We start from the raw sequence: 21,233 nt of genomic DNA on the forward strand, positions 1-21,233 counted from the left end.
GTCTTGGGGGTAGGGGGTAGCACCCAGTCTGGCGCATCCCTACATGAGAATGACCGAACTTTCCACACCTCTTCAATCCTCTGACTTGACTTGATCCACTCATATTGCGACCCTTGCCGCCCGAAACACGGACGTTTCCAACTAAGGATGACTCATGGCAGGAACGCCACGTGGCCGGTTGAGGCCGCACCGAAAACGCTCGAAAGCCCCGCTCATACTTGGGACTCTGGCGGCTGCGGGCCTTTTAAGCTGGGCCACATGGCCGGACGAGACCCCGAGTCTTGCGCTTAGCGCGAACGCCTCCGCCCCTCAGATTGAGGCCGCTTTTCCTGAGCCGCCGCCCGCGCCCGAGACCCCTGAGCCTGTGGTCCCCGAGGCCCCTGAATTCACCAGAATTGAGAATGTGCTCGAAAAGAACCAGACCATGGGGGCCGCGCTGGCAAAGCTTGGAATCGATGCCGGCGAGTCGCATCGGTTGATTGAGGCGGCCTCGGCTAAGATTGATTTTAGGAAGTCGCGGCCAGGCGATATCTGGACCGTTGAACTCGACAAAGACAACTCAGTTCGCGAGTTCGAATACCAGGCCTCGCCTGAGAATCGCTGGATTGTGCGCCGCACCGAAGACGGTTTTGTGGCCGAAGACGTTCAGGTTGACCGCGAAATCAAAATCGAGACCGTGCGCGGCAAAATCGACTCCAGCCTCTGGCTCGCCTTCGACACCCAGGGTGCGTCTGGCGCGCTCGCCCAGCGTTTCACCGAGCTCTTTCAGTACACCATCGACTTCAACTCCGAGACCCAGCCCGGCGACGAATTCTCCGTGATCTACGAAAAAGTCTTCGTGGATGGCGAATACCTGAGGGACGGAAAGGTGCTCGGGGCCAAGTATTCCGGGCAGGTCGGGACCTATTACGGCTTCTTCCACTACGACCCGGAGAACTCCGGCTACTTTGACGAAAACGGCGACAACCTCAAACGTCAGTTCCTCAAAAGCCCGCTCGCCACCGTGCGCATCACCAGTAATTTCGGCCGGCGTTTCCATCCGGTCTTAAAGAAGATGAAGCTCCACGCAGGCGTGGATTATGGCGCCCCAACCGGGACTCCGGTACACGCTGTGGCTGACGGAACGGTCATCTATGCAGGTTGGAAGGGTGCGAACGGAAAACTCGTGTCGCTCCGCCACGCGAATGGGTTTGTCACGCATTACGCTCACCTCTCACAGATCACCAAAAAGCTTCGGCCGGGTGTGAGGGTCAAGCAAAAGGACCAGATTGGCCGCGTGGGCACCACAGGCCGCTCCACCGGACCGCACCTGCACTTCGGCATGACTCAACACGGAAAGGTCATTAATCCCCTGACTGTGGATTTTGCGCGCGCTGAGCCGCTCAAAGGTGCTGAGCGGCAGGCATTTAAGGAAAAGGCCGAGAGCCTGAAGGCTCAATTATAGGGCTTAATTAAAGCTCTACGTAGCGCTCAAGGCTGACGCGAAGCGAAAGACGGGCGCGGTGCAGACGGCTTTTAACAGCCGGGACACTCAAGTCCATTTCGTCCGCAATCTCCTGAAGGCTCAGGCCGTCGAGCTCTTTCGCCACAAAAACATCTTTGTATTTGGGTTCAAGTTCTTCAACGGCAGCTGCGATTTTGCCGCGCAGCTCCTTGTTCTCAGCGGCCTCGTCACCTCGCACGTTATGTGCCGAGAGGTCGGTCCAGACAAAATCCATCTCGTCTGAGATCGGGAGGCCTTCCATCGAAACTTCCGCACGACGCTTCTTCTTACGAAGCCGCATTAGCGCGGTGTTCACCGCGATCCGGTAGATCCAAGAGCTCAACGCCGCATCACCCTTGAACGAGTCAAGCTTGCGGTACGCGTTCATAAACGCGTCCTGAGTCACGTCCTGGGCCTCTTCTTCGTTCTTTACGATACGCATGGCCACGCGGAACACAGTCTCGCGGTACTCGCGAACAATCTGGTCGAATGCAGCTGCATCTCCTTTCAGCGTGCGTTGCACGATATCTGAGTCGGCGGCGAATCGTTGAGCGGGGGTCATTTCATGGGTTGTTGTCGTATTCATCACATGTCCTTTTGTGGAACGAGTGTCGTTATCTATTCAGCATCAATACATATGCTTGATCCGTGCCAACTTTCTATCAAGTGGCGCTTCCCCGCATGTTGACTGGGTTAGGTGCGAAAACGGGTCAAATGTCCGGTTTGGATATATCCAAGATGGAAGTCATTGTTGGATATTGGATATCCGTTACGTATCCAAATTGGAGCTATTTCATCAGGAGGATGGAAGTTGGCATGCGCTTGACCACGCCCCACGCCACTGAGCCAAGGAGCGCATCCTCAAGCCTGGAGCGCCCGTGCGTTCCGAGGACCACCAGTCCCGCACCCGTGTCTTCCACAAAATCCTCGATGCCCATCGCCGCATATCCAACTCGCAAATGTGCTTCTACCGCAACGCCCTCAACGGCTTTTGCAGCCTCGAGCGTGCGCGCGAGTTCCTTCTCAGACCAATCTCGGAGCGCCTTCATCGATAGGCTCTCCGGGCTGATGCTCATCGCGGCGAGGTCGGTAGAAGGCGGCATGGGCGCAGGCATGACGTGTAGGAGATGAACTTTCGCGCCGTACGCCTTCGCAAGCCGCATCGCCTCCAGCACAAAAAGTCCTTCGCCCTCCGAAAAGTCAACCGCCACAACCCATTCATCGGGATTGCCCGAATCTTTGGCAATCAGGGTGCGGGTATGTGGCCGGTGCGCGAGCCTCTCAGCAACACTTCCGAGCGCAAATCGTGTTGTTGCGCCAAGCGGTGCACCAACACATAAGAAATCATGGCCCGCCGCATATCTAGAAAGCTCTCGGTCAGCGCGCCCTTCGAGAATCACGCACGTATAGGGCACGCTCAGGTGCTTTGCAGCAAACTCCGAGATATCCGACTCAATCCGCGCGCAAATCTCTGGATCCTCCGCCAAAGACTTAGGCCCGCTACCAAGCGGATCCGCGCTCATGATGCCGCGCATCAGTCCGCCCACGTCTCCGGCATCCCAGAATTCAGGCTCCAGAACAAAGACCACTTCAAGAGTGCCACCGAGACGCTTGACCAGTCTTTCAGCCACTTTTGCGGCACTTGCACTTTCTGGGGATAAATCTACGGCCAGGGCAATTTTCATCTATTTCCTCTCCACATCTCGATGTCGCGTCTGAACATTCCATCCTCGTCCGCGCCACCTTGCAGCGATAGCCTCGGTCAGCGCCACCGACCGGTGCTTTCCGCCTGTACATCCAATTCCAACCGTCAAATACGCTTTGCCTTCGCGCTCGTAGAGGGGCAACAACGTTTCACCCACTTGTCGCAATAGTTGCAACACCGTGGCGGTCTCCGGCGCCCCAAGAACGTAATCACGAACATCGGTCTGCAAACCCGTTTTCTCCCGCATTCCCTCTACGAAATACGGATTCGGCAAAAACCTGACGTCAAAAACCAAATCACACTCGGGCGGAAGGCCATACTTAAATCCAAACGAGAGCACCGTAATCTGAAGCCCAATCACCGACTTTTCGCCAAAATGCTCACCGACCAGGGCCTTGAGCGTATGAACCGTGTGCGCCGACGTGTCGATCACGAGGTCCGCCTGGTCCCTGAGCCCCATCAGGAGCTCGCGCTCGCGCTTGATGCCGTCGCGCACCGTGCCGCCCTCGGAGAGTGGGTGAGGGCGCCTCGTCTCGCTATATCGCTGGATCAGGCGCTCATCGTCGGTATCCAAAAAGAGCACCTCAACCTTCATGCCCTCGGCACGAAGCTGCGCGATCATCGGCTCGGCCTCGTGCAAAAACGTGCGCTCTCGCGTGTCCACCACAAACGCGAAGTTCTGGATGCCAGGCCCAGACTTGTTCTGATGCGTAAGCTCCAGAACCTTTGGGAAGAGCGGGACAGGAAGATTATCAATGCAGAAGAAGCCCAGGTCTTCCAGCGCCTTGACCACTGTGGATTTCCCCGAGCCACTAAGGCCGGTCACCACCACTACCTTCGGGAGCATGTCCCGAGCCTCGCTCGTTTCTTCCATTAGATTCCCATTGTCCAAAGGTAGAGCCAGTTTAGCACAGGAAGTCCTAAGATGCCGATTTTTAACGCACGATCGGCCCTCGGCCCGAGATTGAGATCGAACGTGCGGCCGCCCAAAAACGCCCCAAAACTCACGAGACCCCAGAGGCCAATCACCAGATAAAGCCCAATGATCAGCGGCTGGAGCACGAGCGCATCAAGTATCCGCCCGTCAAGCAACGCACGGGTGGCGCGCGTTCCACCGCAGGTCAGACACGGAAGCCCCCAGAGGAGTTTGGTAAAGCAGCCCGGTCCGCGTGGCGCATTTTGCAGCATCCACACGATACCAGGGATCAGGCAAAGGCCGGCCAAGAGTAGCGCCCCGACAGGGATTTCCCCTAGACGTCGGCGCCTGAGTCTTAGCAACAGGAACCCTTTGTGGCGGGCGCCTCAGCGCTTGCCACCTCGCGTGTCGTGGTTGAGAACGGAGACGACTCACCGCACCCCGGGAAGAGACCAAAATGGCGGCTGAAATCACCGATGAACTCAAAGTGCTCCGCAAATCGCGTGTCTTTGAGCATCCGCCAAGTGTTTCCACAGACCGGAAACACGCGTCCCGTCTCAATGCTGTGGTGTCCGTCCAAAACAAACGCATGAGGACTTGTCTCAATCGTGCCTTTGTAGATCACGGCCTGCCCGTAGTCCTCGCATGACGAGTCCAACTCACCCAGTTTGAAGAGTCGGTACGTCGCCGAGTAGAACTCAAAACCCTCAACCAGACGACTTAACTCCGCATCCTCAACATCTAGTGGTCGCTCCTCAACCAGCCTCGGATCCTCAAAACCCGCGCGCTTTGCCAGAGTCAAAAAGTCGTTCCAGTACAAGGCGCCACCAAGGCATTCGCCATAGAGCACCGGATGGGTTGACAGTTTTTGAGGCAGACGTCTGCTCGAGTAAACGTCGGAGAAATAAAACTCTCCGCCTTCCTTCAGTAGTCGATGGACCCCGGCGAGCACCGCGGGTTTGTCAGGGGAGAGGTTGACCACGCAGTTCGAGACGATGACGTCGAAGGAGCCCGCCTCGAGCTCGGGAATCTCGTCGAGCTTCTCGATATATCCCTTAAAGAACTCGACGTTTCGAAATCCAAAGGCCTCCGCGTGGAAGTCCAAGGTACCGCGAGCCACGTCGAGCTGCTCGTCCGTCATATCGACGCCAACCACTGAACCTTCTGGCCCCACCAATTGCGCAAGTGCATAGACGTCACGGCCAGAGCCCGAGCCAAGGTCCAAGACTCTCTTGCCCCGCAACACGTCTGGGGCCACAAGCCCACAACCGTAGTACTTGGCCAACACATCGGGGTGAATCTTCGAGAGCAAGGGCTTAAGCCAGTCCGGCACCGCGCTCGCGTCGCAGCAGGCCGAGGTCTTGAGGTCCGCCGTGCTCCCGAGCTGCTTTCCATAATAGTCTTGAACGATCGCGTGCATCTCTATTCCTCTTCAGAATTATCGAAAATCTCACTTGGCGGCACTACTTCTTCTTCCGAAGTCATGGTCTCGCGCTCAGCCTGATCCCCGCGACATTGCTGGTCACACGTCCGGCGGCGGTCGGCACACGCCGTAAAGTCGCCCGGATTGGCGTTGGTGCACTGACTGAATTCGGCACCGCAGATATCGATGCAGCGCGGCTGGCCCGTCTCCATCGCACCTTGAGACCCCGAACAACCTGCGAACGCAAGGACTGAAAGTCCCAGCAACATTCCAAAAATACTCTTCATGTCCACTCCCTGCCGAGCTCCAATAGAGCCGACGACATCGCTTTGACCCCGAGTCCGATGCAGGCTTCGTCTACATCGAAATACGGCGTGTGAATCATATGTGTAATCCCTCGCGCCTCGTTGCGCACGCCGAGAAAAAGATAGGTGGAAGGAACGCGTCTCGAGAAAGAGGCAAAATCCTCGGCGCCCATCTGCGGTAAATGCGGAACGAGCACATCCGCGCCAACACTTTCGCGCATCTTCTGAACTACGCGCCGCTCGAGCTCCACATCATTCGCCGTGAGCCGTGCCCCGGGGGTAATCTTGAGTTCCGCTTCAGCGCCAAAAGCACGCGCTAAAGAGCGCACCATGTCATGCGCCTCGCGAATGACTTGCTCCGCCACCGAATCCGAAAGAGTGCGAAGAATTCCGGTCAGCTCAGCGGTGTCGGCGATGATATTGTAGCTATTGCCAGCCTCGAGTTTCCCAATGCTCAACACCGCCGCATCCCGCGCGTCCACGCGGCGCGCAATCAGGGACTGGAGGGCCGTCACTAGGTGCGCGCCAACCACCACGGCGTCGATGCCCTCGTGCGGGTAGGCTGCATGAGTTTTCTTCCCGCGCACCACAATCTCAACCAGGTCCGAGCGCGCCCAAACAGGCCCTTGCGTGTACCCAATCTTGCCGACTTCCAGAGTCGGCATCACGTGGAACGCAAAGGCCGCATCTACCTTCGGGCCTTCGAGCACACCTTCAACCACCATGCGCTCTGCACCAATCGGCTCGTCCTCCGGCGAAGCCTCCTCAGCGGGCTGGAACACAAACTTGATTCGCCCGTGCAGCCTATCCTGCTCCCCGACGAGTTGCCGGGCTACGCCCACGCCCAAGGTCGTGTGCACGTCGTGCCCACAAGCGTGCATGACGCCCGGATTCTGGCTCTTGTACGGGTGTTCGCTTAGCTCATGGATGGGCAGCGCATCGATGTCCGCCCTGAACAAAAACGTGGGCCCGGGCTTTGCCCCCTCCAAAACCGCGACAACCCCCGTATCCGCCATACGCGCGGACTTCAGGCCAATTTCCGCCAAGGCCGATTCGATGCGTCCTTGTGTGCGCGACTCCTTAAACGAGAGTTCAGGATTGGCGTGCAAATCGCGCCGAAACGCGCTCAAAAATTCAGATTCTTCTGCCGTAACATTCATCTTCTTCTCCGGGCGCGACTTCGCCCAACAAAGCTAAACACCGCAAAACCTATTGCCAAAAAGAGGTTTCCACTTCCGCCTGCCCCGCATCCGCATCCAGCCTCATCCAAGACCGCGTCTACGGCATCGTCAATTCCTACGTCTTCCAGAATCGCGTTCGGGTCCCAATCGGGCACGTCTTCAAACTCGAGCGAGTACTCGATGATGCGCTCCTGGTTGGCGGTCACGAGTCGCACGCCTTCAGAAGTTGCCAAGATGCCCAGAGGCTCCAGAGGAGTCGTGCTCGTCAGGCGTGCAATGCCAGGTGTGCCACCATTTTCGTCAATCAGACGCAGGTAGTAGTCGTTCTCCCAACGATAGGTGATGATGGCCCAATCCGGCGAGACCTGTAAGTCTAGAGGGGGGCCAAGGAAGACAAAATCGCCATTTCTGAAGCGATACGTCGTCTCAAAATTGGCTTCCCAGAGCGTGGCCGCATCGTCGTTGGTGGCCGCAATAAAGGCCGGGATATCGTCGGTGACTTCGGGCACCCCTTCGATCCACATCAAATACGTGGTCCCGGGAAGGTAGGCGATGCGCCTGAGCGTTTTGCCCTCCCATTCACCGGCCAGCGGCTCGTATCGCGCCACGTTTGAGCGACCATCCCACGTATGAAAGACCGTTCCGTCGAGCCCGAGCGTGTCTTGCACAATCAGGAAATCACCGCCGCTTCGAACCACCCCACCCACTGGAATGCCCACGCCCGAAGACCCCAGTGTAAAGCCGTTCCGAGTAATGTTGCCCGTGTTCGGGTTCAGAAGATGATGTTGGCCAAGATAGCGAACGTCTTGTCCGATGGTCACCGTGCCAATAGAACTACCGAGCACTCGGTCGATAGCCGGGCTGTAGAGCAGGGGAGCGATGGCCCCAAAGTACTCGCCTCGAAACTCACCTGGGCCTCCCGGAGCACCCTCGGCGTCCACGAGCCGCCGATCCGGTACTCTCCATCGCTCGGTGCCGTCAAACTCCACAAAGACCGTGTGTCCGTCGATCTCCTCCATCGCGGTCGGGTCCTCAACCCGCAGCAAAAAGCCTTCCGGGTGGGTCCCAAAAGCGGTGCAAGCCGTTGCCCCGTTATTTACTGAGTACGAATAAGCTCGCGCGCCCTCAGCGGTTGCGCGGATCACCATGCAGCGCGTGGAGTCACCCGAGCTTGCATTGTTGACGAGATAAGTGGTGGGGCCGTCGGCCACCAAAAGGGCGCCCTGCGGGTTGAAACCCGAGGGGAGCGTAAGCTCGCGCGGTGAGTCGAGCGTCACCGCCACGTCAGCCGCTAGCGGGGCGGCCGCGAGGAATGCGGCGAATCCGATTAAAGCTGGAAGATGAGATAGCGCAAGATCAACTCCATATCCTGATTGAGCGTGGCCTGGCGCTTGTTGTGGAAGGAGGTGAAGACCACCGTCCCGCCGCTCGGCGCCTTCCAGGTGACCAGAAGTGGCGCTGCGCTTTGCGTTGCGCCTGCTGTTGAGCAATTTGAAGGAGTTGAGCATAGCTGTACGTCCGCGCGAATCTGGTTGACGGTCTGAGGGCCCACGCCTTCAAGAACCACCCAATTGGTGTTTACCACAGCTGGTGGGTTGTGTGGGAACGCGATTGTGGCGGTATTTCTTCCAAGGATCGTCTGGAGGTCAGTCGTAAGCACGTCTGCCGTCACAGTTTGTGGCGCAAAGCCCATCTTCGAGCCATTGCCATCGCCTTCTACCCCGAGCATATCCAAGACGTCTCCGAAGGCCATTTCCACCCATGGGAAGGCCCAATCAGACGCGTAGATGCTGCCGCCGTTGTTCACAAAATCTCGCAAATTGTTCACGATCTGAGGTCTCGGGTCTTGTTGGAACGGGAAGAGCGGCCCGAGGCGACCGTAGAGCTCACCACAGTTCAAGAAGATGATATCGTAATTAGCCATCTCGTTGGCGTTCGTAAGGAACGTCCTCGCGGCCGTCAGGTCCATGTTGTCGTCGCCCTTCATGTCGTAAGTCAGGTTCAAACCTGTCACGAGGTCTTCCACCGCATCGTAGGCGCCGCCGACCACAGCGATATTCACCGCCGCGCCATCCAAACACACCTTGTCCACAGCCGAGCTCAAATCCGTGACCTCGCCGGCTCTAACAAAGACACCACTATCGCCGCTGAATGAGCCCGTGCTGATATTGAGATTATGAGCACCACTCGGAACATCGGCGAACTCATAGGTGCCGTCGGCCGAGGTTCGGACCACCATCTCAAAAGGCTGGCCCGTGGCGCAATCCGTGCCGGTGATCGTCACGTCGGCTGCGGCGAGTACGTCGCCTGATGGAGTACACGCGAGGCCAATAACTCCACCGGTTCCGCACTCAAGTGGCGGCATATCGGGGATGTCCATATCGTCTCCGCCCATATCCGGCTCGTTATTATTGGGCGAAGTCTGGTTGTTGGTCTCGGTCGGATTGTTCGGATTGGTGGTCTGATTGTTCGACGCGTTGTTTGGGTCTGGATTATTCTGATTATTCTCGTCGTTATTTGGGTCACCCCCGCCCTGCGTATTGTTCTGAGGCGTCGAGATAGGCATGCACGTCCCCGTGATGGGGCTGTAGCGTTCTCCAAACTCACAAATTGGACGATCGCCTGTGGTACCGGTACTTTCGTCGTCCGAACAGCCAAGGCTTAGAGCCAAACCAAACATCAATATCCACGCGAACTTCATCTTCGTTCTCATTTTCTCAAGTTAAATTGCGACCAGAGCCGCAGAACCCTAGCAAAGTGCGCACTTACGTGCAAATTGCAGAAAGTAGATTAGGCACTGTCCTCTAGAGTCCGGTTGTGCAAGACTTTGCGCTGCAAATTCAGTTAAGCGGGACACTCATCACAGATAGCTCATGTATCCAGGATACCAACAACCCACAGGGCGGAAGCTTCTTCTCCCTTTTCTACTGTTCGCGCTAGGCTGTTCAGGCTGCGCAACGTCACAACAGTGTGCTGTCGAGAGTCCCCAAACCTGCAGGATGCACGGGATTCAGCACCAGACTGGGCGCGGCGCGCCTCAAGACCCGTTGCTCTCAGAAAGGTATTTTCGAACCGGATGCGAGGGCGGAGATACCGAAAGTTGCTGGGAACTAGGATTGGTGTTGCGCGATCGAGGAATGGCTGAAGAGAGTCATTCCATAATCGCTAAGAACTGCGAGAATGACCACGCCAAGAGCTGCGAGCTCTTAGGAGATCTCGGTGGCGATATCCCGAGTTTGGCAAGCTACATTGTTATGGCATCCATTCCGCAGGCAACATTGTCCTTTCAGGAAGTCTCGGAGGTTTTTGCGAGATCCGCACCAGCTTTGCGAGATTGCCAATCAAGCCACCGCGCACTTGGCGATTTAGCCATAACATTGACTCTAGATGAGAGCGGCAACGTCACGCACACAGAGCTCGGCTTCGATCAAGAAAACGAATCGCTCTTTGTTTGTGTCCGAAAGGCGCTAAACGCTCTGAAGTTTCCACCTCAACAAGAGAAGACGAAGATCAGAAGGACGTTTCGGTTCAAATAGGTCGGAGTCGAAAAACCGTTTATGCAGCGAAGATGTGCTCGATTTCCTCGGTGACCGTCTCTTTGCTCGCGTCCTTGGCGATCGAGAGTTCCTGCACGAGGAGCCGCCGAGCTGTGTCCAGCATTTTCTTCTCGCCGTGGCTCAGGACCTTAGTGAACTTTAGAAGATTGAGGTCGCGCAAGACCTCGGCGATTTCGAACGGGCTACCCGTCTGGATCTTTTCCAGATAGGCCCGATAACGCCGATTCCATGTCTGCGTATTCAGATCAACGTCTCGCTCGCGAAGGATGTCATAAACTTCCTCAAGCTGCTTTCCGTTGATGATGCCCCTTAAACCTACGTCATCGACCTTTCCGACCGGGATCATGATCTTCTTATCCGAGTCTAAGACTCGTAGGATATAGAAGGTCTGAGTCGTTCCCATGATCTCTTTGGAGTCTATCGCGATGACTTCGGCAACTCCCTGACCTGGGTAGACTGCTTTATCACCAACCCTGAATTCCGTTGCCATGGATCTCCTTTGCAGACCTGCAGTATACAACACACACTACGTTCGAAACAATTTTGACTCGTGGACTCCCCGGGCACACGAAGCCCGAGTATGTTAGTCCCGAGAGCCAAAATTTACAAGATTGGAGAGGAAGAGAAGTGAAGTTGGATCACTTCACGCCGTGTTGACGGGCGAGATCGAGAAGCTTCGGCACGCCGAAACCCGAGATTTTACGCTGGTAATCCGCGTTCAGGCCGTTGAATCGTGCACGGGTAATCTTCTCAGCGAGCGCCTCTACGCTGCCAAATTTCTTCTCGAGAGTTTGCTGTGCGTCCCAGAGACGAAGCAATTTCGCGTTGCTCATCGTGCTCACACGATGCTCGAATGCTGCCTGCTCTTCTTCTTCAGGCTTGGTCAAGAAGGCGCTAACTTTAGCGGCCAACTCTTTTTTTGAACCAAATTCTTTCTTGGTACGCTGCAAAGGGCTAAGTTTCGACATGATAGGTCTCCATGAGTCGTGTCGGCCGCCTTGGGTTTGCTCCCTTCCTTGGAGAGGGATGGGAATCCGCTGGGCAACTGACCGTGTTGATGTATCGTCGGCTTCGACGTACATGAACCACACACCACGTGCGGTCCGAAATTGAGCGCGCCTTCTAACAGAATGATCATGACCCCGCAATTGTTTTTATTCGCCACCTTCATCGCGCTTGCCGCGATTGTATCGAGCTGCAAAGAGGATACGCCCTCTCAACCGGCCGAGCCCGCCGAGCCCGCGCCCAAAATCGCGGAGCCCCCAAAGGAAGTTGAGCGACCAAAACCCAATATCAAACATCTGGAGGGCGAGCCCCCGGGGCCCGAGACCAAGATCGCCGAACTCGGCGAGTTTTCCGTGAATGTGGCTGAGTTCGAAAAGGCCGCTCGAATCGGGGCGCTCTTTGGCCCACGCGCCTCACAAGGCGATTATCAGGCAGTCCCTCCTGAGCAACTCGCTATCCCGACCGTCCAGTTTACTACCGTGCGATCAGTGCTCGCTTCCAAGGTGATCTCAAAAGAGGCCAAAAGCCGAAACCTTGAGGTTTCCAAAGACGAGATCACTAAACTCTACAATTCCAAGCCGGAGTTTGCGGGTCTCGCATTCCTCATCAAGAACACCTCTGAAGATAAGCCACTCGAGGGCGAGCTCGCGAAGCTCAGCATCGAACCTGAGGATTTCTGGGCTATCGGCGAAGAAGTCCTCTTGCGCGAGAAACTCGCCGATGCGCTCGTCTCTGAAATCACCGAAGAAGACGTTTGGCAGGCATGGTCATTCGATAACACGCGGTCCCAGGTGGCGGCCCTCATGCTCTCCAACACTCCATCGACCGACGAAATCGACGCGTTTGTCGAGAAGAAGTCCCAAAAAATCGAGGAATTCTTCAAGGAAAATGAGCGCCGTTTTCGCCCGCCTGAGCGCGTGATCCTGGATATCTTGAACGGGCCCGCAGACAAACTCCAGGCGGCTGAGGCCGACCTCGAGACCCAAAGTGCGGACGCCGTGGCTCTGAAGCATAATTTGACCCTGCGCTCCGGAATTCGGATGGGCCGCCGAGAGAATTCCGAGGCATTCCGAGCCGAAATTGGCGATCATGGCTATAAATCTGGCTCTTCTCCGTACTTGTGGAAGGTCGTCGATCGCGAAAAGACCGGAGAGGCCGAGCTCACACGTCCCCTGAAACGAGAGATCGCAGCTGAAATATTGAGGACCCAAGACCTTACCCCTGATGTAAAAAAGCGCCTCAAGGCCGGGCAACGCCTCATGAAGAAGCTCAAAGACGACGAAGACACCATCATCAAGGTCAAATCTCAACTCGCCGCAAAAGGCCTTGAACTCCACCTCATCGAGCCCATGGTGAAGTCGCCTTCTGGCAGTATGCCGGTCTTCGGACTCGCGCCCGAGGTGGTGGAGAAGGCCTTTGAACTCAAAGAAGGCCGCACCTCTCAGCCCTTTATCTCGCGTGAGCGCGGCTTCGTGATCCACGTCCTAAAACGCTACGCCCCGGATAAAGAAGTCTTCGACTCAGAGAAGAAAGAACTCATTGAAAGGTATAAGAAAGAGCTTCGGCCAGTGGTCGTAGATCGTTACGTACAGGGCATGTTAGGCACTTCACAACTTGACCTTCACCCGCTAGGAGTGAAGTTTGGCATCGTGCAGAAGGACCCATGAGAACAATCATCAAGGATACGACAATCGTCACCATGAACGACCACATGGAAGTGGTTAAGGGTGATATCCTTTGGGAATCAAAAGCGGCTGATGGCTCGCCGGGGCGCATCCTGCAGGTAGGCGGCCAAATACAGCCGGAACCTTTCGATCAGGTCATCGATGGGAGCGGCTCGGCCGTCATTCCAGGGTTTGTACAGACTCATATCCATCTTTGTCAGGTGCTCCTGCGCAACAACGCCGATGATATGGTGCTCATCGACTGGCTCAAGAAACGTGTCTGGCCTTACGAGGCATCGCTCGACCCTGATTCCTTGAGGACTTCAGCCCGACTTGGCCTGGCCGAGCTCGTGCTCGGAGGCACCACTACGCTCCTAGATATGGGCACGGTCAACCACACCGAGAGTATCGTCGAGGCCATTCAAGAGTCTGGAATTCGTGCGTTTTTTGGTAAGTGTCAGATGGATTACGGCGACGAAGTCCCCAAGGCCATGCTCGAGAACACAGCCGCCAGCATGAAAGAGGCTATCGCCCTGGCTGAGCGCTGGGATGGCGCCGAGAACGGCAGGATTCGCTACGCCTTTGCGCCAAGGTTTGCCGTCTCGTGCACAGAGAGTCTCATGCGGCAGATCGTGGAAGCCGCCCGCGATCTGGACGTCTATATCCATACCCACGCCTCAGAGACCGAGTTCGAGAATGAATTTACGCGCGAGCACCACGGTGTCTCCAATATGGCGTACCTTGAGAGTATCGGCATCTGCGGCGCCAAGACCGTGCTTGCCCACGGCGTACACGTCAGTGACGAGGACTGCGAACTTCTCAAGCGCACGGACACCGCGATTTGCCACTGCCCATCCGCGAATCTCAAGCTCGCGAGCGGGATCGCAAATATCCCGCGCTACGACCAATATGGCATCCGCGTTGGGCTCGGCGCAGACGGGGCCCCCTGCAATAATAATCTCGACGCTTTCATAGAGATGAGGCTCGCGGCCCTTCTGCAAAAGCCGATTCACGGCCCAACCGCCATGCCAGCCGAACGCGTTCTACGACTCGCGACGCGAGACGGCGCGCGGGTCCTCGGAATTGACGACCAGGTCGGGAGTCTTGAGGTTGGAAAATGCGCCGATGTGGTCATGATCGAGCTCGACAATGACCCCGGCACAAATCCTGGCGGAAGCGTCTATTCAAGAATCGTCTACGCCGCCCATAGAGCGAACGTCCGGCACGTCTTCGCGTCTGGAAATCAAGTGGTCAAAGACCGCGAGTTGTTGACCCAAGACGTGCCCAAAATGCTTCATGAAGCCCGCGCCGCCATCAAAACTGTACTCGGGCGTATGGAGGCCTGATGCAGATTCGTGAGTTTGCCGAGCGCGTACTTTTTGCCGAGACACTCGAGGAGAAGCTTCGGGCCCCAGACTTCGCGCGGATACGCGACGACCAGCCGGGCGAACCACGAGCATGGACCACGCCGGGAAGGCCACCAGAGCTCGAGATTTCTCCTAAGCGCACTCGGCGCCGCCTCCCTCACCCGGACTCGCTAGACGACCCTCAAATGCGGGTGCGCTGCCTGCACACGTTTGCGAACCACGAGCTGATGGCGCTCGAACTCATGGCGTGGGCGCTGCTCGCGTTCCCAGACGCGCCCGCCGTGTTCCGGCGCGGACTCCTGAAAATCCTCGTCGACGAACAGCGCCATTTCCAAGTCTACGCCGATCGTATCTCTGAGCTCGGCTCTTATTTTGGAGAACAGCCCATCAACGACCACTTCTGGCGATGCGCGCCGTCGCTCGATACGCCGCTGAAGTTCGTCTCGGCCATAAACCTCACGTTCGAACAGGCAAACCTCGACTTTGCCCCCGAATACGAAGCCCATTTCAGGCGAGTGGGCGATCACGAATCCGCCAAGATCATGGAGATGATCGCCGCGGACGAAGTGCATCACGTGGGATTTGGCGCTGCCTACTTGAGAAAAGAAACACCCGAAGATCGCGCCATGTTCGACGTTTGGTGCGAGAATCTGACCTTTCACAACACTCCTGCGCGAGCCCGAGGAGAGCAGATGAACGTAGATTTACGCCTGGCAGCCGGGCTCGATGACGAATTCATTGGCCGCATGCGTGGCTACTCCAAAACCTAGCGCGTGCCTTGGTACTCGGCCTTGTTTTCAGCGCGGTCTCGGGTTAATTGTTTGGCATAGCGACTACCAGAATAGAGAGACCCGATGAGTCGTCCCGACCCTTTGATTGGTCGAGTTTTGCGGGGAACCATCGAGATCCGCCGTCTTATCGGAAAGGGCGGCATGGGCGCGGTCTATGAGGGCTATCAGTCTCACCTCGACCGCCGCGTGGCCGTGAAGGTGATGACGCCTGAGCATGCCAGAAATCCAATCGCAGCCGAGTATTTTATTCGCGAGGCGCGCCAGTCTTCCGCGCTGCGGCACCCAAACATCATCCAGATCATCGACTTCGGGCAGGAAGAAGACGTGCTCTTCATGGCTATGGAGTTCGTGCCCGGGGTCCCGCTCTCGTCCTTGATGAGAGAGCAGCGCCTGAGCGACGAGCGAATCTCCAAGATCATGCAGCAGGTGCTCTCCGCGCTCGAAGAAGCACACGCCAAAGGCATCGTTCACCGCGATCTTAAGCCCGACAATATTATGGTCGAGCAAACTCGCGACGGTGATTTTGTAAAGATTTTGGATTTCGGCATCGCGCAGTCCAAGGCTTCTCAGCCAGCGGGGCCGCTTACACAGGCGGGCGCGCTTGTCGGAACGCCAAATTATATGAGCCCCGAACAAGCCGAAGGTAAAGAGATCGACGGGCGCAGCGACCTCTTCTCCATGGGCATCATTCTCTACGAATTGCTCACCAAGAAACTGCCGTTTCGCGGAGATTCTGTGCCGCGCATCCTGATTGAGGTGATTCAAAAAGACCCACCCGCTCCAGCTACGCTGAATCCCGACGTCAACCCGCTCCTCGAGGTGATTTGCAAACGCGCGCTCGAGAAGAATCGGGAGCTTCGCTACCAGAGTGCAACCGAGTTCCGGCAGGCGTTTCTAGGTGAAACGCAGAAGAAGGCCGAACCAGCCGCTCAGTTCATCTTCAAACGAAAGCCTCGCACGTCTCCACGCATCACTGATGACGAGACGATCCAGCTCAGCAAACACACCGAGGATCTCGCCAACGACAGCTCCGAGGTCGTGGACACGAATCGCCTCTTTGATACCGAAACCAGGTCTGCGCCGGTCAGTGCCCCTGAACCATCTGTCTCGCGGTTTGGCGTAGACCTCAACGACCTGAAGAAGGATCTCGTCGGAGAGCGCCAAACCGTGTGTTCACTGGTAATTCAGCACCGAGCTCTTACGCGTGAAGACCCGGAGGTTATGGCAGATGCGCGTGACCTCCTCGAGAATATCACGCGGAGCGTGGCTGAGCGTTGGGGCGGCCTTGTGCAGGGCCGAAGCGGCGCCTTCATCACGGTTCTCTTTGGAACCGAGACCTACGACCCTCAAGCAGCGGTCAAGGCCTCCCAGGCTGCGATGGATCTGCGCGGCAACCTCAAGCGAAATCTCCCTGACTTTTTGGAGTTTGGCCTTGGCATCGACGCCGGAGAACTCTACGTGCCAGGGCTCGACTGGTCCAAGGCGAGCGGTGAGTCGTTGGATACGGCGTTCGAGTTGGCGCAAGGTGCGCACGCCTCGGAGATTCGGGTTGCGGCATCCATCGTGCCGCTTCTCGAAAGCTTTTATAAGCTCGGTGATTCAAGAGATGGCGCCCGCTCTATCCTAGGCCTGAGCGACGCAGAAGCGCTCGACCGAAACGAGTCCTTCGAGGGCCTCGTCGGCCGCGATATACAGGTTGCCGGCGTACTCGCCTTTGTCTCGGAAGTGGCGCGCGGCAAGGGTGGGGTGCTCTTGATGCAAGGGGCTGCCGGCATGGGCAAATCGGCGATGCTTCACGAGGCGGGGCGCATGGCTCAGGAACGCGGCGGGCTCGTCTTTAAGGCGTGGTCTAAGTATGAGGGGGCCCAAGAGGTCCGCAATATCTTGGCCCAGTGGATCCGCGCCATCGCAAGGTACCATGGGCGCTCTAAAGATATTGATGTGCTCGGCCAAGAACTCGGAATGACCCCCGAAAGCGCTCGTCTGCTCAGGGCTTTTGTAGAAAACCGGCTGGCTGAGGCGACTTCCGGTCTCTCAAATCAACAACTAGACGACGGAGCCTCGTCGCTTCAGGCCGTAGATGCCGCGTTTCGACAATTGCTCAAAGGCCAGGCAAAACGCCGGCTCCCGCTACTTCAGCTAGACGAAGTTCACGACCTGAGCCCAGAGCTCAAAACCTGGCTGGAGCGTTTTTCCAGAACGATCGCAGACCAAAATATCGGACTCATGGTGGGCTTCAGGAGCAAACATCCAGAAGAGGTGGACTTCGCCCGAACCATCTACCTCGAAGCGCTCGAAGATTCTGCGTCGCGCGCCATTTTAAAGGTGAACCTCCCAGTGGAGGTGGGCGCGGCCTTGAGGGCTGAGTTGGTCAAGCTCGCGGCCGGCGTGCCGCTTCATCTGATGGAGCTCATCAGGATCGTCAAGTCGAGGAAGGCGATGACTCTTGAGGAAGCTCAGGCGCACCTCTCAAAGGCACCAGATGTAAGAACGAGCCTTCTCACGCGCCTCTACGACCTCGAAAAACCCGCGCAGAATCTGATGGCGCTCCTCGCCGTGCTCGGCAACCAGACCCGCGGCGACGTGCTCCTCGAGATCGCGCTTGAAGCATGGCAACCCGAGCAAGAACTCGAAAAATTATGGCGCTCAGGGCTCCTGAGCATTGAAGGCGAGTCCGAGGAACCTGAGATATTCTTTAACCCTCCGGTCTTTGGCGACGTGGTTTACGAACAGATGTCGCTCAAGATGCGCGCGCAGGTTCATCAACGTGCGTCGGACTACTTTGAGGGGCGTCTTTCGACCGAGAAAAACACGGCGCTCAAGCGGCACTGGCGGCTCAAGGCGGCACACCACCTCTTGGCCGCTGGCCGAAGCGACGACGCGCTGACTCGCCTCGAAGAAGTCTTGCGAGACGCTGAGTTTGGCCACGAGTACGAAGTCGCTGTGGACGTTATTAAGTCCATCAAGAAACTCCTGCACCAGAGCCCGCGGCGCTTTGAGTTCACGCTTAAAGAGGTCCGGCTGCTCGAGGCGCTGGGCCGAACCCGTGAGGCGATCCAGATTGCGCTCGCGCTCGATAAAGAAGACTGCTCGCCACACGTTCAGATCGGCACCAAATGGGAGCTCGCGAGGCTCTGGCTCAAGGAGCAAGACCCAGATCCGGTGGAGCGAATGCTCAAGAAGACGCTCATCGAGGCGCGCCGCATGGCCCACGAAAACCCTAGCGTTGATAGCCTCGCCCTCCTCATTCGCGGTCTACAGCTGCTCGCGGCTGCCCAGGAGCGTGGGCAAAAGTTCCAGCAAGCCGCCGATACCCTGCTTGAAGCGATCGAGCTCACAGAACGTCATCAGATCCCGTCCACCACCGATTGGGGGGCAAGGCTGCTCTGGGAGCCGTTGAATCAGCTTGGGCGCATCCGGCTCAGGCTCAAAGAGTTGCCGGGCGCCGAGAGCCTCTTCGAGCTTGCGATGCGCGCCGCTCTAGACTCGAACGACCGCCGCGGTGTCATGCAGGTCAAAGCCAATAGCAGCGTGCTCCTCGCTGAGCAAAACCGGGTTGATGCCGCGATCCGAACACTCCAAGACGCCCTTAAAATTGCTCGAGAGCTCAACGATCTGCAGACCTTAGCCCAACTTCGGCATAACGAGGGGCTCATGGCGCTCAAACAACGCAGGAGAGACCGCGCCGAGGAAGCGTTCAACGAGAGCCTTCAAATCAGCGAGTCCCTAGACTTTAGAGAGGGTATCGGCCTCAACGTCAAAGCGCTCACGATGCTGAGGGAAAAATGAAGGTGTTCTTGCTGCTCTTCGCCTTCGCTCTTACGGGCTGCGCCACGAACACAGGTGCCGGCACAAAGGCGCGTGGTTTGCTTCGCCTCGAGGTCGAGCCAAATCACGCCGATATCTTCGTCAATGAAGAATATCGTGGGCAAGTGAAGTCGTGGCACGATCAAACTCTTGTGCTTCCCGTGGGTATGCACAGGCTTCAGCTTGTGGCAAAAGGGTACTTCAGCCAGCGTTTTGATATCCAGATTGTTGCCGATGAACTCGTGACTCTTCGGTTGGATATGGAGGAGGAAATTGAGACGCTTGATGAGGAGCCTTTGTGAGCGAGCTACGTAATATCATATCCAAGACGCCGGAGCTTTTGAGCGCCCTCGATGACGTCAATGTCCTCTTCGTGAGCATTGCGGGCACCGGGCGCTTTGAGTACGTCAAGCTCGGTCGGCGCAGGAAGGGTACGGTCTCGGTGGCTGAGGCGGAAATGCGCCAGCTTGCCGCGCTCCTCAAGTCCGGCCAACACGTCGAAGGTGAGTGGGTCGCGCGTATGTTTGGCGGGGTAGGGCCGGGTGCGATTTTGATCGAGAGGCGGCCGGTCGCCATCGTGGAGCGACTTGCGCAAAATGTTCTCAACGCGCTCAGACTCAGCGTGAAGCGTGAGGGAGACGGTGTGGTGATCGGGCCTCCGGGCGCCTCAAAATCAAGCGTGCTCCTCTGGTTATCTACACAGATCACCGATGAAACCGTTCTTTTTGTCAGTGAAAATCCTCCTGCTGAGCTTCCCGGCGCCCATGTTACGCACGTCTTCCCTCCAAACGCCGACACGGCGAGGGATTTTGAGCGATTGCTTCGCGTCTCGCCCGTGGTCTTTTGGGACCGAATCCGTGATTTAAGAGATTTACAGACCCTAAGCGCGTGTTTTGGACGTAAGTGGTTTTCGCTCGACCGCTCCACGCCGGAGTTGTCGGCGTCGTTCTTTGAGTCCGCTAAGGCAGCAGGGGTCATGCTCGACCTTGCGACCGTCCTTGCGCTCAGCGTTTCAGTCATTGGCCGCCCAGAAGTTCGGTCCTTTGCATTCAAAGAGTCCATGGGTTGGAACAACCTTCATGGGCCAGACGCACTCTCGTGGGTTGAAGGCACGGTGAAATCCGCAGACCCGACCGAGCTTCTTGAAGCTCCAAAGCTCGAGAGTTCACTTGAGGAGAAGTCCGCAGGGGCTGGGATTCGAAAGCGTCCGGGTCATCCGACTATGGACTTCGATAATCCGCTCACCGTTCCAGTGGATGCGCTCGAAGAGATCTCAAGCGTGGATCCGCCAAGTGTTCCTGAAGTCACTCGGCAATACCCACACACGCCCCTTCCTGAGCCGTTCTCGTCGGGACCTCATAGGCCGCTCGAACGCTCCAAGTTTCAGCCCGACGCAGCAACATCGAGCGCTTCCAACGACATACTCGAACGCATCATGCCCATGTTGCGTGACGAGCCCATGCCCGAGGTCAATCTGGAAGACCTGCGCATCACTATGCACGAGGACGTTGACCCGGATGATTTGGACGTCTCGCGCGAACAAGACACCGCGTCGCATCGCGCAGCCGAGTTCGACCTTCGGGAATACGCTGATGAATACCACGAGCGCATGAAGGACCAGGATTTCCCGGATGTCACAGGCGAGGTTATGGACCTTGATGATGACTACGACGATGATTACGAGGACGACTTCGGAAACGATTTCTCCCAAATCTCAGAGGTCTTCCAAGACGATTTGGCCGAGATTCTCACCGAAGATGAAATCGCAACTTCCGTAGCCTCCGCAACCGATTACGCCCTCAATTCATGGCAGAGCAAGAACTTCTCACCCGACCCCGAGACCTCGCCCACCGGAAGATTCTCGGACCCTATCGAGCTTGAGAGCATCCAAGACGTGGAACGCGAGGATGCGACCGAAGAAGTCAATCTAAACGACAAGCTCAAACTCATCCGTGAGCGGTTCCAAAGAAAAGATTAGTCCGTTTGACACCAGCGAGCGGGTGCTTAGGTTCCCGACTCCTTGATTTAA

18 protein-coding genes are annotated in these 21,233 nt (G+C 57.0%); 7 read left to right on the forward strand and 11 right to left on the reverse strand.

Annotated elements, in window-relative coordinates; genetic code table 11:
- Nucleotides 1–154: 154 nt before the first annotated feature.
- Complete coding sequence (locus FRD01_RS16820; RefSeq protein WP_146961682.1) at nucleotides 155–1,444, forward strand: M23 family metallopeptidase; 1,290 nt, start codon at nucleotides 155–157, stop codon at nucleotides 1,442–1,444.
- Nucleotides 1,445–1,451: 7 nt separating this feature from the next.
- On the opposite strand, the gene FRD01_RS16825 is transcribed toward FRD01_RS16820, so the two are convergent.
- The 11 genes from FRD01_RS16825 to FRD01_RS16875 form a co-directional block, all read right to left on the reverse strand.
- Entirely contained in the window at nucleotides 1,452–2,069 is a 618-nt protein-coding gene (locus FRD01_RS16825) for an RNA polymerase sigma factor (protein WP_146961684.1), read from the reverse strand.
- A 202-nt stretch (nucleotides 2,070–2,271) separates the two neighbouring features.
- Entirely contained in the window at nucleotides 2,272–3,168 is an 897-nt protein-coding gene (locus FRD01_RS16830; RefSeq protein WP_146961686.1) for a universal stress protein, read from the reverse strand.
- A complete protein-coding gene (gene rapZ, locus FRD01_RS16835; RefSeq protein ID WP_249755694.1) occupies nucleotides 3,169–4,062 on the reverse strand; it encodes an RNase adapter RapZ in 894 nt (297 codons plus the stop codon).
- On the reverse strand, nucleotides 4,062–4,466 hold the full coding sequence (locus tag FRD01_RS16840; protein ID WP_146961688.1) for a DUF2752 domain-containing protein: 405 nt from the start codon (nucleotides 4,464–4,466) through the stop codon (nucleotides 4,062–4,064). Before FRD01_RS16840 ends, rapZ begins: the two co-directional genes overlap by 1 nt.
- Nucleotides 4,460–5,524, reverse strand: coding sequence for a methyltransferase domain-containing protein (locus tag FRD01_RS16845; RefSeq protein WP_146961689.1), 1,065 nt, complete (start codon nucleotides 5,522–5,524; stop codon nucleotides 4,460–4,462). The genes FRD01_RS16840 and FRD01_RS16845 overlap by 7 nt, the downstream gene beginning before the upstream one ends.
- Before the next feature lie 2 nt (nucleotides 5,525–5,526).
- A complete protein-coding gene (locus FRD01_RS16850; protein ID WP_146961691.1) occupies nucleotides 5,527–5,814 on the reverse strand; it encodes a hypothetical protein in 288 nt (95 codons plus the stop codon).
- Entirely contained in the window at nucleotides 5,811–6,992 is a 1,182-nt protein-coding gene (locus FRD01_RS16855; protein WP_146961693.1) for a M20 metallopeptidase family protein, read from the reverse strand. The genes FRD01_RS16850 and FRD01_RS16855 overlap by 4 nt, the downstream gene beginning before the upstream one ends.
- Nucleotides 6,989–8,296: a hypothetical protein gene (locus FRD01_RS16860; RefSeq protein ID WP_146961695.1), complete on the reverse strand. Its 1,308-nt coding sequence runs from the start codon at nucleotides 8,294–8,296 to the stop codon at nucleotides 6,989–6,991. Before FRD01_RS16860 ends, FRD01_RS16855 begins: the two co-directional genes overlap by 4 nt.
- 44 nt (nucleotides 8,297–8,340) lie before the next feature.
- Nucleotides 8,341–9,714, reverse strand: coding sequence for a carboxypeptidase-like regulatory domain-containing protein (locus tag FRD01_RS16865; RefSeq protein WP_146961697.1), 1,374 nt, complete (start codon nucleotides 9,712–9,714; stop codon nucleotides 8,341–8,343).
- Nucleotides 9,715–10,568: 854 nt separating this feature from the next.
- Nucleotides 10,569–11,060, reverse strand: coding sequence for a CarD family transcriptional regulator (locus FRD01_RS16870; protein ID WP_146961699.1), 492 nt, complete (start codon nucleotides 11,058–11,060; stop codon nucleotides 10,569–10,571).
- Nucleotides 11,061–11,208: 148 nt separating this feature from the next.
- Nucleotides 11,209–11,538, reverse strand: coding sequence for a hypothetical protein (locus FRD01_RS16875; protein ID WP_146961701.1), 330 nt, complete (start codon nucleotides 11,536–11,538; stop codon nucleotides 11,209–11,211).
- A gap of 168 nt (nucleotides 11,539–11,706) precedes the next feature.
- Here FRD01_RS16875 and FRD01_RS16880 point away from each other — a divergent pair, with 168 nt between their 5' ends.
- The 6 genes from FRD01_RS16880 to FRD01_RS16905 all read left to right on the forward strand — a co-directional run bounded on the left by FRD01_RS16880 (nucleotide 11,707) and on the right by FRD01_RS16905 (nucleotide 21,182).
- Nucleotides 11,707–13,242: a hypothetical protein gene (locus tag FRD01_RS16880; protein ID WP_146961702.1), complete on the forward strand. Its 1,536-nt coding sequence runs from the start codon at nucleotides 11,707–11,709 to the stop codon at nucleotides 13,240–13,242.
- Nucleotides 13,239–14,585, forward strand: a complete 1,347-nt coding sequence (locus FRD01_RS16885; protein ID WP_146961704.1) for a 5'-deoxyadenosine deaminase — start codon at nucleotides 13,239–13,241, stop codon at nucleotides 14,583–14,585. Before FRD01_RS16880 ends, FRD01_RS16885 begins: the two co-directional genes overlap by 4 nt.
- Complete coding sequence (locus FRD01_RS16890) at nucleotides 14,585–15,376, forward strand: DUF455 family protein (protein WP_146961706.1); 792 nt, start codon at nucleotides 14,585–14,587, stop codon at nucleotides 15,374–15,376. Before FRD01_RS16885 ends, FRD01_RS16890 begins: the two co-directional genes overlap by 1 nt.
- A gap of 84 nt (nucleotides 15,377–15,460) precedes the next feature.
- Nucleotides 15,461–19,186 (forward strand): serine/threonine-protein kinase, encoded by a 3,726-nt coding sequence (locus FRD01_RS16895; protein ID WP_146961708.1) that lies wholly within the window; start codon nucleotides 15,461–15,463, stop codon nucleotides 19,184–19,186.
- Nucleotides 19,183–19,506: a hypothetical protein gene (locus tag FRD01_RS16900; protein ID WP_146961709.1), complete on the forward strand. Its 324-nt coding sequence runs from the start codon at nucleotides 19,183–19,185 to the stop codon at nucleotides 19,504–19,506. The genes FRD01_RS16895 and FRD01_RS16900 overlap by 4 nt, the downstream gene beginning before the upstream one ends.
- Nucleotides 19,503–21,182 carry a hypothetical protein gene (locus tag FRD01_RS16905; protein ID WP_146961711.1) on the forward strand — a complete coding sequence of 560 codons (1,680 nt, stop codon included), beginning with the start codon at nucleotides 19,503–19,505 and terminating at the stop codon, nucleotides 21,180–21,182. The genes FRD01_RS16900 and FRD01_RS16905 overlap by 4 nt, the downstream gene beginning before the upstream one ends.
- Nucleotides 21,183–21,233: the final 51 nt, after the last annotated feature.

Source organism: Microvenator marinus (assembly GCF_007993755.1).
Classification (GTDB): Bacteria; Myxococcota_A; Bradymonadia; order Bradymonadales; family Bradymonadaceae; genus Allomicrovenator; species Allomicrovenator marinus.

What these genes read in the sequence shown, in the direction of transcription:
- FRD01_RS16865 (WP_146961697.1), bottom strand. Translation starts at nt 9,714, where the DNA reads ATGAAGTTCGCGTGGATATTGATGTTTGGTTTGGCTCTAAGCCTTGGC.
- FRD01_RS16895 (WP_146961708.1), top strand. Translation starts at nt 15,461, where the DNA reads ATGAGTCGTCCCGACCCTTTGATTGGTCGAGTTTTGCGGGGAACCATC.
- rapZ (WP_249755694.1), bottom strand. Translation starts at nt 4,062, where the DNA reads ATGGAAGAAACGAGCGAGGCTCGGGACATGCTCCCGAAGGTAGTGGTG.
- FRD01_RS16885 (WP_146961704.1), top strand. Translation starts at nt 13,239, where the DNA reads ATGAGAACAATCATCAAGGATACGACAATCGTCACCATGAACGACCAC.
- FRD01_RS16855 (WP_146961693.1), bottom strand. Translation starts at nt 6,992, where the DNA reads ATGAATGTTACGGCAGAAGAATCTGAATTTTTGAGCGCGTTTCGGCGC.
- FRD01_RS16825 (WP_146961684.1), bottom strand. Translation starts at nt 2,069, where the DNA reads ATGAATACGACAACAACCCATGAAATGACCCCCGCTCAACGATTCGCC.
- FRD01_RS16850 (WP_146961691.1), bottom strand. Translation starts at nt 5,814, where the DNA reads ATGAAGAGTATTTTTGGAATGTTGCTGGGACTTTCAGTCCTTGCGTTC.
- FRD01_RS16900 (WP_146961709.1), top strand. Translation starts at nt 19,183, where the DNA reads ATGAAGGTGTTCTTGCTGCTCTTCGCCTTCGCTCTTACGGGCTGCGCC.
- FRD01_RS16820 (WP_146961682.1), top strand. Translation starts at nt 155, where the DNA reads ATGGCAGGAACGCCACGTGGCCGGTTGAGGCCGCACCGAAAACGCTCG.
- FRD01_RS16880 (WP_146961702.1), top strand. Translation starts at nt 11,707, where the DNA reads ATGACCCCGCAATTGTTTTTATTCGCCACCTTCATCGCGCTTGCCGCG.
- FRD01_RS16890 (WP_146961706.1), top strand. Translation starts at nt 14,585, where the DNA reads ATGCAGATTCGTGAGTTTGCCGAGCGCGTACTTTTTGCCGAGACACTC.
- FRD01_RS16845 (WP_146961689.1), bottom strand. Translation starts at nt 5,524, where the DNA reads ATGCACGCGATCGTTCAAGACTATTATGGAAAGCAGCTCGGGAGCACG.
- FRD01_RS16875 (WP_146961701.1), bottom strand. Translation starts at nt 11,538, where the DNA reads ATGTCGAAACTTAGCCCTTTGCAGCGTACCAAGAAAGAATTTGGTTCA.
- FRD01_RS16870 (WP_146961699.1), bottom strand. Translation starts at nt 11,060, where the DNA reads ATGGCAACGGAATTCAGGGTTGGTGATAAAGCAGTCTACCCAGGTCAG.
- FRD01_RS16830 (WP_146961686.1), bottom strand. Translation starts at nt 3,168, where the DNA reads ATGAAAATTGCCCTGGCCGTAGATTTATCCCCAGAAAGTGCAAGTGCC.